The organism is Methylotenera sp. E1MeOHC1 (assembly GCF_058745595.1).
This window is the reverse complement of the sequence record NZ_CP196025.1, coordinates 2,178,561-2,194,995: the sequence shown is the minus strand read 5'-3', so window position 1 is coordinate 2,194,995 and position 16,435 is coordinate 2,178,561. Positions and strand designations below refer to the sequence as shown.

At 47.2% G+C, this 16,435-nt stretch carries 17 protein-coding genes; 9 read left to right on the top strand and 8 right to left on the bottom strand.

Annotated elements, in window-relative coordinates; genetic code table 11:
- Positions 1-89: 89 nt before the first annotated feature.
- The 5 genes from pabA to hemB all read left to right on the top strand — a co-directional run bounded on the left by pabA (position 90) and on the right by hemB (position 4,032).
- On the top strand, positions 90-653 hold the full coding sequence (pabA, locus tag ACSSU7_RS10290) for an aminodeoxychorismate/anthranilate synthase component II (RefSeq protein ID WP_015833109.1): 564 nt from the start codon (positions 90-92) through the stop codon (positions 651-653).
- Positions 654-657: 4 nt separating this feature from the next.
- Positions 658-1,674 (top strand): anthranilate phosphoribosyltransferase, encoded by a 1,017-nt coding sequence (gene trpD, locus ACSSU7_RS10285; RefSeq protein ID WP_492516393.1) that lies wholly within the window; start codon positions 658-660, stop codon positions 1,672-1,674.
- A complete protein-coding gene (locus ACSSU7_RS10280; RefSeq protein WP_492516392.1) occupies positions 1,671-2,123 on the top strand; it encodes a DUF3465 domain-containing protein in 453 nt (150 codons plus the stop codon). Before trpD ends, ACSSU7_RS10280 begins: the two co-directional genes overlap by 4 nt.
- Positions 2,124-2,173: 50 nt before the next feature.
- The gene (gene trpC, locus ACSSU7_RS10275) at positions 2,174-2,962 is read left to right on the top strand and encodes an indole-3-glycerol phosphate synthase TrpC (protein ID WP_492516391.1); all 789 of its coding nucleotides are present in this window, start codon (positions 2,174-2,176) and stop codon (positions 2,960-2,962) included.
- 71 nt (positions 2,963-3,033) lie between these two features.
- Positions 3,034-4,032: a porphobilinogen synthase gene (gene hemB / locus ACSSU7_RS10270; protein WP_492516390.1), complete on the top strand. Its 999-nt coding sequence runs from the start codon at positions 3,034-3,036 to the stop codon at positions 4,030-4,032.
- Positions 4,033-4,069: 37 nt separating this feature from the next.
- Here the strand turns inward: hemB and ACSSU7_RS10265 are convergent, their stop codons facing one another.
- The 5 genes from ACSSU7_RS10265 to rsmB form a co-directional block, all read right to left on the bottom strand.
- Entirely contained in the window at positions 4,070-4,696 is a 627-nt protein-coding gene (locus ACSSU7_RS10265) for a hypothetical protein (protein ID WP_492516389.1), read from the bottom strand.
- A gap of 114 nt (positions 4,697-4,810) precedes the next feature.
- Positions 4,811-6,127, bottom strand: a complete 1,317-nt coding sequence (locus ACSSU7_RS10260) for a sigma-54-dependent transcriptional regulator (protein ID WP_492516388.1) — start codon at positions 6,125-6,127, stop codon at positions 4,811-4,813.
- 28 nt (positions 6,128-6,155) lie between these two features.
- A complete protein-coding gene (locus ACSSU7_RS10255) occupies positions 6,156-8,285 on the bottom strand; it encodes a sensor histidine kinase (protein ID WP_492516387.1) in 2,130 nt (709 codons plus the stop codon).
- Positions 8,282-8,764 (bottom strand): DUF4390 domain-containing protein, encoded by a 483-nt coding sequence (locus ACSSU7_RS10250; RefSeq protein ID WP_492516386.1) that lies wholly within the window; start codon positions 8,762-8,764, stop codon positions 8,282-8,284. The genes ACSSU7_RS10255 and ACSSU7_RS10250 overlap by 4 nt, the downstream gene beginning before the upstream one ends.
- A gap of 64 nt (positions 8,765-8,828) precedes the next feature.
- Complete coding sequence (rsmB, locus tag ACSSU7_RS10245; RefSeq protein WP_492516385.1) at positions 8,829-10,127, bottom strand: 16S rRNA (cytosine(967)-C(5))-methyltransferase RsmB; 1,299 nt, start codon at positions 10,125-10,127, stop codon at positions 8,829-8,831.
- A gap of 137 nt (positions 10,128-10,264) precedes the next feature.
- Between rsmB and ACSSU7_RS10240 the strand changes: the two genes are divergently transcribed.
- Positions 10,265-10,798 (top strand): hypothetical protein, encoded by a 534-nt coding sequence (locus ACSSU7_RS10240; RefSeq protein WP_492516384.1) that lies wholly within the window; start codon positions 10,265-10,267, stop codon positions 10,796-10,798.
- 163 nt (positions 10,799-10,961) lie between these two features.
- Here the strand turns inward: ACSSU7_RS10240 and htpX are convergent, their stop codons facing one another.
- The 3 genes from htpX to def are packed head-to-tail and all read right to left on the bottom strand — an operon-like array spanning position 10,962 to position 13,367.
- On the bottom strand, positions 10,962-11,825 hold the full coding sequence (gene htpX / locus ACSSU7_RS10235) for a zinc metalloprotease HtpX (RefSeq protein ID WP_492516383.1): 864 nt from the start codon (positions 11,823-11,825) through the stop codon (positions 10,962-10,964).
- 58 nt (positions 11,826-11,883) lie between these two features.
- Positions 11,884-12,846, bottom strand: a complete 963-nt coding sequence (gene fmt / locus ACSSU7_RS10230; RefSeq protein WP_492516382.1) for a methionyl-tRNA formyltransferase — start codon at positions 12,844-12,846, stop codon at positions 11,884-11,886.
- Positions 12,847-12,866: 20 nt separating this feature from the next.
- Positions 12,867-13,367, bottom strand: coding sequence for a peptide deformylase (def, locus tag ACSSU7_RS10225; protein ID WP_492516381.1), 501 nt, complete (start codon positions 13,365-13,367; stop codon positions 12,867-12,869).
- A 183-nt stretch (positions 13,368-13,550) separates the two neighbouring features.
- Between def and ACSSU7_RS10220 the strand changes: the two genes are divergently transcribed.
- From ACSSU7_RS10220 to ACSSU7_RS10210, 3 genes are all read left to right on the top strand, one after another.
- Positions 13,551-14,726 (top strand): LysM peptidoglycan-binding domain-containing protein, encoded by a 1,176-nt coding sequence (locus ACSSU7_RS10220; protein ID WP_492516380.1) that lies wholly within the window; start codon positions 13,551-13,553, stop codon positions 14,724-14,726.
- Between the two features lie 8 nt (positions 14,727-14,734).
- Positions 14,735-15,850, top strand: a complete 1,116-nt coding sequence (gene dprA / locus ACSSU7_RS10215; protein ID WP_492516379.1) for a DNA-processing protein DprA — start codon at positions 14,735-14,737, stop codon at positions 15,848-15,850.
- 65 nt (positions 15,851-15,915) lie between these two features.
- Entirely contained in the window at positions 15,916-16,389 is a 474-nt protein-coding gene (locus tag ACSSU7_RS10210; protein ID WP_492516378.1) for a Smg family protein, read from the top strand.
- Positions 16,390-16,435: the final 46 nt, after the last annotated feature.

The window sequence follows — 16,435 nt, the reverse complement described above, 5'->3', positions numbered from 1 at the left end:
ATACGTAGATTTTAAGCATTGGTAAAATAACACTCAATCCCATATAGCTTTTCGCTGACGAAAAGCCAGCTAGTAAACTAGGACAGAACATGCTGCTAATGATCGACAACTATGACTCATTCACCTACAACTTGGTGCAATACCTTGGTGAGCTCGGCCAAGAGGTATTGGTGTACCGCAATGATGAAATTGATTTAGCCAAGGTTGCAGAACTTAAGCCAGACCACATTGTGGTTTCACCCGGCCCCTGCACCCCGAATGAGGCCGGCATCAGCGTACCTTTAATTAAAGAGTTTGCCGGTAAAATTCCTTTATTAGGCGTTTGCCTGGGGCATCAAAGTATTGGTCAGGCGTTTGGTGGCAACATTATTCATGCCAAGCAATTAATGCATGGCAAAACATCGCTGATACACCATAAAAATATCGGCGTATTTAAAGACCTGCCTAACCCTTACACCGCTACGCGCTATCACTCATTAGTGATTGAAAAAGAAACCTTACCGGATTGCCTGGAAATTACCGCATGGACCGACGATGGTGAAATCATGGGCGTGCGTCATAAAACACTTGCAGTTGAAGGGGTACAGTTCCACCCAGAATCCATCTTGACCGAACATGGGCATGCGCTTTTGAATAATTTTTTGAAAGCCTAAACCCATGAGTTATGCACAAACGCTGACCCGTTTAATCAACGGTGAGAATTTAAGCTTTGAGGTCATGCAAGGTTTAATGCAACAGGTGATGGCGGGCGAGCTCACCGCGGCACAGATTGCCGGCGTACTGGTCGCACTGCGCATCAAAGGTGAAACTGTAGATGAGATTGCCGCAGCCGCCAGCGTGATGCGCTCACTTTCAACTAAAGTAGAGATTCAGGATGCGCACCATTTAGTAGACACCTGCGGCACGGGCGGTGATGGCATACAGACTTTCAACATCTCTACGGTGAGCGCCTTTATTGCCGCCGCAGCTGGTGCAAAAGTAGCCAAACACGGCAGTCGTTCCGTTTCCTCAACCTGTGGCAGTGCTGACGTACTAGAAGCATTGGGCGTTAACGTTAACTTAAGCCCTGAGCAAGTAGCCAACTCGGTAAACCAAGCTGGCCTCGGCTTTATGTTTGCACCCAACCACCATAGTGCGATGAAGCATGCGGCACCGGTACGGCGCGAGCTTGGTATTCGCACGCTATTTAACTTACTCGGTCCGCTGACCAACCCAGCCAACGCCAAGCGTCAGGTCATGGGTGTATTTTCACCAGATCTTACTGGTAAATTAGCGCATGTATTAAAACAGCTGGGTAGCGAACATGTGATGGTGGTGTGTGGTGCCGATGGCATGGATGAGATTTCATTTACCGGCGACAGCTACATTGCAGAACTTAAGCACGGCAAAGTACATGAGTACACGGTAAACCCTGCTCAGTTTGGTCTAAAACTGCACGACTTAAACAGCATTAAAGTCAGCGATGCGCAAGAATCTAAAGACATGATTCTCGATTTACTCTCTGGAAAAACCGGCCCGGCACGCGACATCGTGTTGCTTAATGCCGGCGCGGCAATTTATGTTTCTGGTATCGCGCACACGCTCGCAGATGGCATCCACACTGCGGCAGACATGCTAGATAGCGGCAAAGCCATGCAAAAACTGCAAGCGCTTATCACAACCACCAACGCATGAAGCATGTTATCAAACACCTGTGCTATGCACTCGCTCTAACCTGTGCTTTATGTGCATGCAACCAACCCAGTGCTAATGGCAACCAAGCAGCGCATGTAGCAGAGCAGGCTACCGCCAGTAACCACAACAGTGTTGAGCAGGCATTTTCTGCCAAACAGAGCAATGTGCAGGTCTCAGGCGCTGGCGTTATCGTCAAACTACTGGCCGATGACAACAAAGGGGCTAGACACCAAAAATTTCTGGTGAAAATCAACCCGCAGCAAACATTGTTGTTTGCGCATAATATAGACCTTGCCCCTAGAGTTCCCGTGCAAGCAGGCGATACAATTTCGTTTAGCGGTGAGTATGTATATAATCCAAAAGGCGGGGTTATCCATTGGACGCACCATAGCCCTAAAGGCAACCATCCAGGCGGCTGGATAATGCACAAGAACGAGAAATACCAGTAATCGCACTACTTCTGTGCCAATTGATTGATTAATGTAATAGCGAAAACAATATGTCTGACATTCTGAATAAAATTATCGCCACAAAAACGCAAGAGGTTGCTGCGGCTAAAGCTGCCAAACCACTGGCAGTGGTGCAGCAAGAGGCTGCGTCAGCGGAGGCAACGAGAGACTTTGTAGGCAGCATCCGTGCCAAAATCGCCAACAACCAAGCTGCGGTCATTGCAGAAATCAAGAAGGCCAGCCCATCTAAAGGTGTGATTCGTGCAGACTTTCAGCCTGCAGCCATCGCTACCAGCTACGAACAAGGCGGCGCCGCTTGCTTATCTGTACTGACCGATGTCGAGTATTTTCAAGGGTCACCAGAGTATCTGATACAAGCCCGCACAGCATGTAACTTACCAGTATTACGCAAAGACTTTATGATAGACCCTTACCAAGTCTATGAAGCACGTGCCATGGGTGCGGATTGCATTCTACTGATTGCGGCAGCGATTGATTTAGCCAAAATGCGTGAACTTGAAACCATTGCCCACAGCTTAGGCATGGCGGTGTTAGTTGAGGTGCACAACGGCGAAGAGCTAGACTTAGCCTTACAACTCGATACCCCGCTACTCGGCATTAACAACCGTAACTTACGTACCTTTGAGGTAACGCTGGATACCACATTAGGCTTGCTGGCGCGCATCCCCGAACATAAAATCGTGGTCACAGAGTCTGGCATTTTTACCCAAGCCGACGTTGCACTGATGCGTCAAAACCATGTACATACATTCTTGGTTGGAGAAGCGTTTATGCGCCAGCCTGAGCCTGGTGTTGAATTAGCAAAAGTGTTCGCTTAACGCTTGCAGTCCACGCCACGCAACTATATGAGCGGGCGCTGCTGCGTCACTATTTTTATTGAGGTTTAATCATGAGCTATCCGTACTCTCGTCCGCGCCGCATGCGCAAAGATGCATTCTCCCGCCGCCTAATGCGGGAAAATGTGCTCACCAGCAATGACCTCATTTATCCAGTATTCGTGCTGGATGGCGAAAACCGTATTGAAGAAGTAGCATCCATGCCTGGTGTTAAGCGCCAAAGCATTGACGTATTACTTAAAACGGCTGGCGAATGTGTTGCATTAGGAATTCCAGCCATCGCTTTATTCCCAGTCGTTGATACTCAATTTAAAAGCTTAGACGCTGCCGAAGCCTATAACCCAGAAGGCCTAGTGCAACGTACGGTTGCGGCGCTAAAGGCCAACTATCCAGAACTGGGCGTAATTACGGATGTGGCTTTAGACCCATATACGACACACGGACAGGACGGCTTGATTGATGCATCAGGTTACGTACTCAATGACGAAACTATCGAAGTATTGGTCAAGCAGGCCATTTCCCATGCCAATGCCGGTGCTGACGTTGTTGCGCCGAGCGACATGATGGATGGACGTGTAGGGCAGATTCGCGAAGCACTGGAAAGCACGCAAAATATACACACCAAAATTCTGGCTTACTCGGCTAAGTATGCTTCTGCATTTTACGGACCGTTCCGCGATGCAGTAGGCTCTGCTGCCAACTTAGGCAAAGGCAACAAATATACATACCAAATGGACCCTGCCAATAGTGATGAAGCCATGCAAGAGGTCGCACTGGATATTTCCGAAGGTGCCGACATGGTGATGGTAAAACCTGGCATGCCTTATTTAGATATAGTACGCCGCGTTAAAGATGAGTTCGGCGTGCCGACTTTTGCATACCAAGTGAGTGGTGAATATGCCATGCTAAAAGCCGCGGCTCAAAACGGCTGGTTGGATGAGAAATCATGCGTGCTAGAAAGCCTGCTTGCATTTAAGCGTGCTGGCGCTGACGGCATTTTGACTTACTTTGCCATGGATGTGGCGCGCTGGCTGCAAGAACCTAACGCGTAAGCATTTGAATCAACACGACGCAAGTTTATAAAGTCGGTTAGCTTAAGGTCAGCAAAGACCTTAAGCCCTCAATATTGACTCGATCTGCGTTACTGCCATCAGTTGCACGCTTGGTAGGCACACGGATATCGTCCACTTCAAACACGCTCAACTTAATTAAGCCGGTCTCTGTTTCCAATGTAAATACGGGCACAGTTTTGCGACCATCACCCTTTTTATCGCGCTTGCCATCATTCATGATGCGATAAGACTTTTCATTCACATCAAACGGAATCTGGGCGTTGAGCAAAAACATCTCAACTTCTTTAATGCTATCTGCAAACAAATGTATGTGCGTTTCTGACAGCAAGCCGGCAGTGCCATCGAGCACCGCGCCTGTTAAATGTGGGTTAAATTTCTCTAACAGCTGCATGGTATACAGTGCATTTTTACGTAACTCACGTAAATTCTCAGGCTGTTCTTCACTTAAAAATAATGCATTGTAACGCTTGAGCTCCTCTTCAATCTCAGCGTTGGATGGCAAGCTGCTATTCTCCAATGCACCTAGTTGCCGCCCAGCTTTCTTTTTAGCGTAAGCGTAATCTGAAATACCATCCTCAGCCATCATACGGGCAGCTTGCTGCGCAACTAGCTGGCGGATATGCAGTAAGTTCTCTTTTGACATTCTTTGCTATCTCTATTGGGAGCATGGGCCGAGCACCATGCCGCTAATCTAATCACGAGCCAAGCTGGGAGCGCTGGCTCAGCATTACCAAAATTATCAAATGATAAAGTGGGATTAACCTTTAATCTTGACGTCTAACTGCTTAAGCTTGCGATATAAATGCGTACGCTCCAGGCCTGAAATCTCAGCCAGTTTATTCATATTGCCCGCCACTAACTTAATGTGGTGATTGAAGTAGCGCCGCTCAAACTCATCCCGTGCCTCGCGCAAAGGCTGGTTAAGATTAACTTCAGATTCTAGTCCTGATGGTATGGCTCGGATTACTGCCGCATCCACAATCACCTTCAATTCCGATTGTACCTGCCCCTCAAACTGATGCATCACCCGATTCACGTCGTCTAAAGTGATCTTATCACCCAAGCTGGTTTGAATCAGGTTACGCACCACGGCATCCAGTTGTGCAATATCGCCGGGCCAACTGGCATTGCGCAAGGCATTGAGCGCTGCGATGTCAATTTCACGATAAGGCAAATTGGCAATTTCAAACTGCAGGTTTGCAATCGTCAACACCAAATCGGGGATGTCTTCTTTATGTTCCTCTAACGCAGGAACCCTTAACGAAACCGCGGAAAGTATTTGCAGCAGATTATGGTCAAATAGTCCTTCAGCCTGCAGTTTTTGTAAATTATGGCTGGTGCCGCAAATCACACGTACGTTATATTTTTCGGCTTTGGTGATTAACAGCAACAGGCCTTTTTGCTCGGTTTTATTGAGCTCTGCAATTTCCGGCACGTACACCACGCCATCATTCGCTTGCTCCAAAATTTCTAATGGCGCATTCACCAGCTGACTGAATTCTGTTAATGCCAACCAAGGCGTGCCGGCGCTGTGCAGGAAACGCGCGCAGTGCTCTGCGCCGCAGCCCACAGGCCCAATCAACAACACCGGACTAGGTGCCACACTGGAGCTCATGGCGATTTTATCTAAGCGCTCTTTTAGAGCCACTACGATAGGGCTCTTGCCTAAGCTAATCAAATTCATTTCAGACTTTGGCAACTGCTCACTATGCTTTAATGCCGTAGCCACTGTTTTGAGTAACTTTTGCAGTGCAATCGGTTTTTCTAAAAAGTCAAAAGCGCCAATACGTGTTGCCTCTACCGCAGTGTCAATGGTGCCATGACCAGACATCATGACGACAGGCATGGTTAGCAAGCCACCATTAGCCCACTCTTTCAGCAGGGTAATGCCATCACAATCCGGCATCCAAATATCCAGCAAGACAACATCCGGACGCTCATGCAGGCGCATGGCACGTGCAGCTGCTGCATTTTCTGCCAACTGCACTTGATAACCCTCATCTTGCAAAATATCACGCAATAGTTCGCGTATGCCTATTTCATCGTCAATCACTAATATATTTTTTGATGCCATACGGTTTGATCAATCAATTGTCTGTTAATTAGCTGATGAATAGCGGGATGCTAATCGTAATAATAGCACCCGAGCCATTCGCCTTATTGGTTAATACATTTTCAACTTTAATATTGCCTTTATGTTCCTCAATAATCTTTTTAACAATAGCCAAGCCTAGGCCTGTACCATGCTGCTTGGTGGTCATATAAGGCTCAAACACATGCAGCATCATCTCCGCAGGAAAGCCACCACCATTATCCTGCACAGTTAGCACCAGCATATTGTCGTAAACAGCTGTTGTAATCTGAATCAACGGCGTCAAGGCAGACGCTAAAGCATCCTGCGCATTTTGCAGCAAATTATGCAGCACCTGACGCAACATCGTGCTATCCCCTTTAATCAAACAAGCTTGTTCGGTAAGAGCCAACTGGATACTGACTTTAGGTGCATCATAAAAAGAAACAATCTCGCGGATTAATGCATTCAGGTCTAAACTTTCTAAATGTGGCGTCGGTGAGCGCGCATACTCACTAAATTCATTCACCATTTTTTTCAATGCATCCACTTGGTTCACAATGGTTTCGGTAGAGCGCTGCAATATCTCAGCATCCGCTGCTACTAACTTACTATGTAGCTTGTGTGCCATACGCTCCGCAGACAATTGAATCGGTGTCAGCGGGTTTTTAATCTCATGTGCTAAACGCCTAGCTACTTCACCCCATGCTGCGTCACGTTGCGCCTGTACCATAGCGGTCGCGTCATCAAACACCGCCACATACCCGCCATCCGGCAGGCGTGTGCCACGCAAGGTGATAATTTTCTTGCCCTGCGCAGTCGCCAACTCCACCTGCGCCTGCACCTCTTCTTTTTGCACACTGTCTTGCTGAACACTCAGCGCGATGGTCTGAAAAAAGCTTGCCAGATTCGGCTGCTTTTCTATGATTTTCTCTGGAGTAAATCCAACATAGGACTCAAGGGAAATACCAAGAATATTCACCGTTGCCTCATTAAACGTGCGCAGCTCGCTACGCTCGTTGAGCGCCAACACGCCTGACGACAAATGCGCCAGTATCGTTTCCAAATAACCACGCGCCGCCTCAACACGCGCACGGTTTCTGTCAGCAGCTTTGGTCGCATCCCCTAATTGCTGCGTCATACTATTAAAAGACTGCACCAGCACGCCCAGCTCGTCTTTACCATGTGCTGGCAGCATCGTGCTGTAATCACCGCTAGCAATCGCCTTAGTGCCCTCTGCCAGCACGGTAAGTGGCGCAGATAAGCGGCGGCTCAACACAAACGCAATCGCCACCGCGGTAAACATCGCCAGCATCATGACTAACGTCAACGTCAGCGCAAACACCTCTCTTAATGCAGTGCGGCTATACGATAGCTGCTGATAATCTTGATACACATCCTGCACCGCCTCTGCTGTTGTGGCTAGCGACTTAGGGACAGGCTGCAATAACTGCAATATGCGCATCTCACCCGAGATATCCTGCACGCTCACAGGAACCAGCACGCGCAGATATAAACCTTTGTCGCCAATCGGCTCTATGTTGCCATAGATACGCTGCCGCGCTTGTCTGAGTTGCGCCACACTAGGCAAATCCGGCAAAAAGCTACTCGCATCTGCGCTGGACACAGCCAAAATGCCACCTTGTGGTGTAAACAGTGTGGCATCCTGAACCCCACTCTTCTCACGTAAATCATTCAGCGTAGAAAAGTGCGTATTAGCAGGCTGAAACGCCAAACTAGTCGCCATGCTTTCGCCTTTTTCTTTCACATCGGCTAGCATAATTTCAAGTGCGGTTTGCCCAAGGTTCAACCCGCCTTCCAATGCAGATTCTACTTTGACGTTAAACCATGACTCTATCGATCGTGTGAGAAAGTTCACTGATACCAGATACACAATCATGCCCGGAATAATTGCCATCAGCGCAAACGACCCCAGCAAACGCAGCGTAAAACGACTTCCCATCACACGCTGCCGGATATTACGGTAGAGGCTAAACAGCTGTACGGCAATCAACACCACCAGCAATACAGCCAACGCAATGTTTAACCCTACTAATAATGTATAGTACTCTCCAGACGCAGCAGTATTAGCACTTGCATTAGATAGCAAGTACAGTAGCAAGCCGCCTAGTAAAGCACTGGTAAAGACTATGTATTTCATTTGAATAAATTAGGGGTCCATTCAAAGCGTTGTGAGCTGATTTTCCATTCGTTCGAGGTCATACCCTCTATTCGTAACGCTTTAGGTAACTTTTTCTGATCTAACCGCATTAACAACACAGCTCGATATCGCTCGCTCTTATCAACATCAGCCTCTTGAAATACTTTCATGTCTTGGATAATGGATAAATCTTCAACCGCTTCATCCAAGCTGGCATAGGCGCGCTGCTGGTCATTACGCGTGACAATATATTGGCGTGTCAACGCGTGATAACTTAAATTAACTTGCTGCACTGTGGTGACAACTTCATCATCAAACCAGTATTTTTTAGGTGAAAGCAGTTGAAACTCTATCAAGAAGCTAAACGTAAAGCCTTTTAGAATGGCCTTTTCAATCTCAGTCCCAAAGTTGATTTCCGCATCAGCGTTAAGCAGATAGTCATCATCATAAGCCGTTAAGTTTGCGCTTCGCAGGCGCAAACTACTACCCTCTGCAAAGACAGAGCTTGAAAACAACACCAACGCAATGATGCAAAAAATGTACTTAATTTTTTTGCAGCAGTGCATAAAAGAAACCATCATGAGAGTTAGAGGGAATAAGCTGACCATGCATATGAGCAACATTGTATTGTGCGAGCGCCGACTCAACTGGCAGTTGCTGCGCATCTGCGTTTTTATGCAAAAACTGATCAATCTGCGCTTGATTTTCTTCTTTAAAAACAGAACAAGTCACGTAAAGCAATTTACCACCCTTCGCTAGCATCTGCCATAAACTTGGTAAAATTTTCGATTGCTGAGCCACAAATGATGCAATATCAGCCTCTCGCCGCAACCACTTAATATCCACATGACGCCGCACAATGCCAGAAGCAGTACACGGCACATCAGCAAGAATTCTATCAAATGGCTTAGCGTCATGCCAATCGGAGGCTGCGGCATCGCCTGCTATTAAATGTGCTTTTAAATTAAGGCGTGCCAAATTGCCCTGTACTCGCTCTAGGCGTATAGCATCACTATCTAAAGCAGTCATCTCTACATTAGCCAACTCTAAGATATGTCCGGTTTTACCGCCTGGTGCACAGCAAGCATCCAGCACACGCATGCCGGCCTGGGCATCAATCAAATGCGCAGCCAATTGTGCACCGTAGTCTTGCACAGACACCACACCGTCAGTAAAACCTGGAATTTTCTCAACTGCTATTGGTTTGGTCAAAATCACCGCCTGTGCCCCAACCTGCGTCGCATCAATTTCACTGCGAGCTAACAATTGCACATAGTCTGCGGTACTAATTTTTTGCGGATTCACACGCAGACACATAGGCGGATGCTGATTACCCACAGCTAGCATCTCTTGCCAGTTATTAGGGTATTGCAATCTCAATTTATTCACCCACCATTGCGGGTAGGAGTAAGTGGCAACCTCATTCGCTTTTAACTTTAGCGTCAATTGCTCTTGTTGGCGCAAAAAGTTACGCAAGATAGCATTCACCAGCCCCTTGGCCCAAGCCTTGACTGCAGGCCGCCTTAGTTGGCTAACCGCATGCACAGCCTGGTTCACCACGGTAAAGGCATCCGCTTTATCGTGCTTTAACTGATAAATTGCCACCAGCAATAAGGCATGAATCCGCTCGTCCGCTAACGGCTTTTCAAGTAGCGCTCTCAAATATGCATCGATTTCGCCATAAAAACGTAGGGTGCCGTAACTTAAATCAGCCGCAGCACCTTTTTGTTGCGGCGTTGCATTAGGAAAGATAGACAGGGCAGCAGGTAATGCAGTTGTCAGGTTACGGCCTGCAAATACTTGGTGCACCGCATCTGCCGCGATTTGTTGGGAAATATACAAAATTAGTTTCTATTCATAAATTGCTAAAACACTGATTTTACTTGATATCCGCCAGATTAGGGTTAAGCTATGAATTATGTTGTCATCGCATAGCGATGCTCATGCGTTATATGATTTCGATTCACAAGGAGACATCCATGAACAAAACAAATATATTAAAACGATTCCTGATTACTGGCTTTCTACTTGCATCCGCTAACACTGCATTTGCAGCGGACGTTGGCGTATCTATCAGCGTGGGGCAACCTGGGTTTTATGGTCAAATTGATATTGGCGACTACCCATATCCGCAGCCTCGGGTAATTTACAGAGAACCCATCATTGTGCATCGTCATGTGGACGTATATGAACCGATGTATCTACGCGTACCACCAGGTCATTATAAAAACTGGCGCCGTTATTGTGGCCGCTACAACGCCTGCGGTCGCCAAGTTTACTTTGTACAGGACCGCTGGTATCGCGACGACTTTGCCCCTCAGTACCGCGCACGCCATCGTGGCGACTACTACGAGCACAACGACTATGATGACAATCGCGGAAGAGGCGGCTGGGATGACCGTGGCAGAGATGATCGTGGTGGCAAGGGAGATCATGATCGTGGCAATCAAGGTCGCGGACACGGTGGTGACAAAGGCAACCATGGTAACGGCCATGGCAAAGGTCGGGACTAAGGTTTGTAGACGGGGAGAGTAGGTTTTACTCCCCGTTAACCGATGAACATCACCGTCATTCAGTGCTCGCTACATGGTAGCTGATACTGTAGCCAGCTTAGCGCACTTGACTGTGGCGATAAACCACATAGCAAGACAAGTCCAATTAAGCTAAGACTAGCTGCTAGTAACTGCCAACCATTGCCATTAAACGCGACACACGCTCTTCAGTACTGGGGTGAGTGCTAAACAAACGATCAAATGAAACACCTGACAGTGGATTGATAATCATCATCTGCGCGGTTTCTGGATGCGCCTCTGCAGTTTGATTAGTCACCTGATGTGCATAATGGTGAATTTTTTGCAGAGCACTAGCCAAGGCTCGTGGATCTCTACTAATTTCAGCGCCGGCCTTATCCGCCTCAAATTCGCGCGCACGTGAAATCGCCATCTGGATCAATGACGCCGCCAACGGTGCGAGCAGCATGACCAACAAGCCAACAATAGGGTTCATATTACGCTCACCCTGATCGTTACGACCACCGCCAAACATCATACCGAATTGAGCAATAGAGGCAATGGCACCCGCAACAGTTGCAGAAATCGTTGAAGTTAAGGTGTCTCTATTTTTCACATGCGCGAGTTCATGCGCCATTACTCCACGCAACTCCCTCTCGTCCAAAATCTGCATAATGCCCACTGTAGCGGCAACAGCGGCGTGCTCAGGGTTGCGGCCGGTCGCAAAAGCATTGGGTTGTGGTTCATCAATCACATACACTTTAGGCATAGGCAGTTGCGCACTTTCTGCCAACTGCCGCACCATTTGGTAATAACTACGGAACTGGAGGTTGTCCGCTGTCACTTCCTGCGCGCCATACATTTTAAGTACCGCCTTATCAGAAAACCAGTATGCGTAGATATTCATGGCGCCTGCAAGCAACAGCGCAACCATCATCCCGCCAGCACCGCCTAACGCCGCACCAACCATACCGAACAGGGCAACAATAGCTGCCATTAAAACCGCTGTTTTTAACCAATTTCCTAGCATGTTTTCATCCTCATTTTATGCGTTGATATTGCAAAAATGGTGACGCCCCTCCCAAAATTCAACCTTCTAAACTACTGGTAAATCGGTCTCCTGCTTTTAACGCATGCCCTTGTATAAACACTTGAGCACTCAAGCGCTTACCTCCCGGCGCCTGTAGCTCAGTAATGCGTAGCACACCTTCACCGCACGCCACTAGAATCCCATCATCAGTACTCAACACCTCTCCAGGCACAGCATTGCGTAAGGCGTCTACATCAGTCACTTCCACAACGGTTGTTGCCATCCAAATACGGCTAACCTCTCCACGCAAAAAACTTTGCGCAACTGGAAAAGGATTAAATGCACGCACTTGCCTTGATACTTCCACCGCACTTTTGCGCCAGTCAATCAAGGCCTCGGCTTTTTCTAACTTGTGAGCATAGGTAACAAACGACTCATCTTGCGGCGTGCTGGACAGTTGACCCGTTTGGGCTAACGTCTGCATCGCGTCTACCATTAAATCGGCTCCAATCGCGGCCAACGCATCATGCAAACCTTGCGTGGTGTCAGTTTCCGTAATGGGCACCACGCCTTTGCTCACCATGGCACCTGCATCTAATGCTGGCACCACCTCCATGATAGTGACACCGGTCTCTAAATCGCCGGCCAAGAGGGAGCGATGAATCGGCGCAGCACCGCGCCAGCGTGGCAATAATGAAGCATGGATGTTATAACAGCCGTGTTTCGGCATCTGCAAAACAACGGTGGGGATAATCAAGCCATAAGCAGCCACTATCATGACATCAGCATCAGCTTCTGCAATCCTAGCCTGCACAGCAACATCCTTTAAGGTTTCGGGCTGAAACACAAATAAATCATGCTGCTCTGCTAACACTTTCACTGGGCTAGCTTTTAGCTTCATGCCGCGCCCGGCTGGACGATCAGGCTGCGTCAGCACCATCACAACTTCATGGCCTGCATTAATCAAGGCCGCCAACGCCGGCACCGCAAAGTCGGGAGTCCCCGCAAATATAATTTTCAACGCATTAACCTCTAATCAGACTATTTGCCACGATGTTGCTTGAGCATTTTGTTTTTAATTCGATTACGCTTAAGTGGTGATAGATATTCAACAAACACCTTACCCAGCAAATGATCCATTTCATGCTGGATACACACGCTTAACAAGCCATGCGCTTCCAAAGTGAAGCGGCTACCGTCTTTATCCAAAGCCTCTACCAAAATCTTTTCTGCACGCGTCACACTCTCATAGACGCCAGGCACCGACAAACAGCCCTCTTCATAGACCTGCTCGCCATCACGCTCCAGTATTTTGGGATTAATAAAAACTTGCAGCTGATCTTTGGTCTCACTGGTATCAACAAGCAGCAACTGCACATGCTGATTAACTTGCGTTGCCGCCAAGCCTATACCTGGCGCTGCGTACATGGTCTCCGCCATATCATCAATCAAGCGGCGAATCGTTGCATTCACCTCTTTCACTGGCTTAGCCACCGTATGCAAGCGCGGATCAGGATAGTTAAGGATATCTAAAATCGCCATAAAAACTCTTTAATCTTCACATTCAAAAATTCAAAAAAAACTCAAAACCATAGCTTTTTGTATAAAAGCTTGATTCTTTAATGAATTACGTGATAAATTTAACGTAAATTCACGGTGTGTGTGGCTCATATTGCACGCCATTGTATGTCGTCTAAATGCATCTTTGACCGGGGTCATCAACATATGTTTCGCAATATTATAACGCTGCTCATGTTTTGTTGCTTAAGCTTCAATCTGAATGCACAAGTAATTGCACTAAAAGAAGACCATCCCGATCGTCACGTTGTTGTCAAAGGTGACACCTTATGGTGGATATCCGCCCGCTTTCTTAAAGATCCATGGCTATGGCCGCAAGTTTGGCAGTTAAACCGCGCCCAAATTAAAAATCCGCACTTAATTTACCCTGGCGACGTCATTGTACTTGATCAAAGTAGCGGCAAACCACAGTTAAAGTTATTACGCCAAACCATAACCCTAGAACCTGGTGTTGTCGTTGAGCCACTCGACCAAGCCGCCATTTCCACCATCCCGATTAATGCCATTGCACCATTCTTAAGCCAGCCGCTGGTAATAGAGAAAGACCAATTAGCAGAATCGCCAAGAATTATTGCTGGGCCAGATAACCGCGTAGTGCTCAGCACTGGCACGCGTGTCTACATCAACAAAATTGAAGAAAATAAAGACCTGAACTGGTTTATTTACCGTCCCGGTGACTCTTTTATTGACCCAGACACTAAAGAAGTGCTTGGCGTAGAAGCGACCTACCTAGGCGACTTAAGAGTTAAAAAATACGGCAAACCTGCAACGGCAGAAGTGGTAAAAGCGAAAGAAGAGATTTTTGTCAAAGACCGCCTAGTACCAAGCGGCGATGAAATTTCTGCCAACTTTACCCCGCATGCACCTGACACGCCGATCAAAGGTAGAGTACTGAAGATTTATGGCGGCTTAGCAGAGACGGGGCCTGGAAGCATCATTTCTATCAGCCGCGGTACAAAAGATGGCGTAGAAGTGGGTCAAGTACTGGCGGTTAGCCGTTATGGTCGCATTATTAAAGACCCTGAACCTACCAAAGAAGATAAAGCAGAGGCGATGAAAGCTGAAGCTAAGCCAAAATTAAAAGAGTTAAATTTTGACATTTCCACTGGTGAGGATGGCAAAGCTATTGTCAACTTTGGCAAAGACAAAGCTGAAAGTAAAACAGGAAATACTGAACCAGTACTGGAGCCAGGCTATATTAAACTACCGGATGAGCGCGTAGGTTTAATCATGGTGTTCCGCGTATTTGAGCGCATTGCTTATGGCTTGGTCATGCAAGCCAACGACCCAATTAACACGCTAGACTCTGTACACAACCCTTAACAAAACGCATGACGATTAATCGCGAAGAGATTGCGGAGAAGTCGCTATGGGTAAGCTTGGGCAGCATTTCTGGCATCGGGTCACAGACCTTTTGCCACTTACTCAAGACGTTTGGTAGTCCATACAATATCTATGCAGCGAGCCTCTCGCAATTAAAAGAAGTTGTTTCCGCGAGCATTGCTAATGCAATTAGCAATGAAGCAAACCAAGAGCCCTCAAGCGAGCTCGCACAATGGCTAGCAGCACCCAATAATCATCTGGTCACACTTGCCGACGCAGAATACCCAAAAGCACTATTAGAAATTAGTGACCCTCCGCCTTATCTGTATGCAAAAGGTAATTTAGCATTATTAAATCAGCCCAGCATCGCGATTGTAGGTAGCCGCAATGCATCGGTACAAGGCGAAAAGAACGCAGAGGCATTTGCTTATGACCTGTGTCAGCATGGGCTTTGTATAGTCAGCGGATTGGCACTAGGCATCGATGGCGCCGCCCATCGCGGGGCACTGAGGGCCGACGGTGCAACCATTGCCGTAGTCGGCACCGGGTTAGATATTGTATACCCGGCAAAGCATCGCGAACTTGCCCACCAAATCGCGGAACGCGGTCTGATTTTGTCTGAGTTCCCGCTAGGGACACCGTCCAAGCCGCAAAATTTCCCCAAACGAAATCGCATTATCAGCGGCCTCAGTCTGGGCTGCTTAGTGGTAGAAGCCAATGTACAGAGCGGCTCACAAATCACTGCCCGCATGGCAGCAGAGCAAGGTCGTGAGATTTTTGCGATTCCAGGCTCAATTCACTCACCAATGTCTAAAGGTTGCCACCAGTTAATTAAGCAAGGCGCCAAGCTGGTGGATTGCATACAAGATATTACCGAAGAGCTAAAGCTGCAACCAAGGCTTAACACCACATCGTCCAACACACAAATAGAGCAAGACAGCACCTCAGAAAATTTGTCAGAGCAATTGCTGCTTGATACCATGGGCTTTGAGCCTGCACCTTTAGAACGTCTCGTTACCTTAACAGGCTTGACGGTAGCCGAAGTTTCATCCATGCTAATGTTACTGGAGCTTGATGGAAAAGTAGCCAGCTTAACAGGAGGACAATATCAAAAAATTATGTAGTTTTTAATTCAAAAATTTTATTAAACCATTTCACTTAAGTTAATCATTTAAAAAGGATAATAATTATGTTTGAAGCCTTGGTTTATATGTTCGAAAACTACATTGATACACAATTCAGACCCGACAACAACACCCTCACCAGAGAGTTATTTGCCGCAGGGTTTGATGAAGAAGATATTAACGGCGCTTGCGATTGGTTCAATCAACTTGAGTCCATGACTGGCAAACCGGAGCTATTTCAAATGGCGGATGCTGCCAATAGCAGGATATTTACGGAAATAGAACTGAAAAAAATATCGGCCGAAAGCATAGGCTTTATTTTATTCTTAGTACAAGCCAACATACTCAATACCTCACAACGTGAACTAGTACTGGAACTTGCCATGAACGTGCCGCAAGCCATGATAGGCATTGAGGAAATGCGCTGGATAGTGCTGATGACAACATGGGGTGCAAGTAAATCTGGCCCAGACAAAACAAAAGAATATTTGTTTATTGAAGATGTATTGCTCAATGATAAAAAGCCCACATTGCATTAAACGGCAGGCTTTTATCTCTTACACCGCACCATCATTATGACTCAGA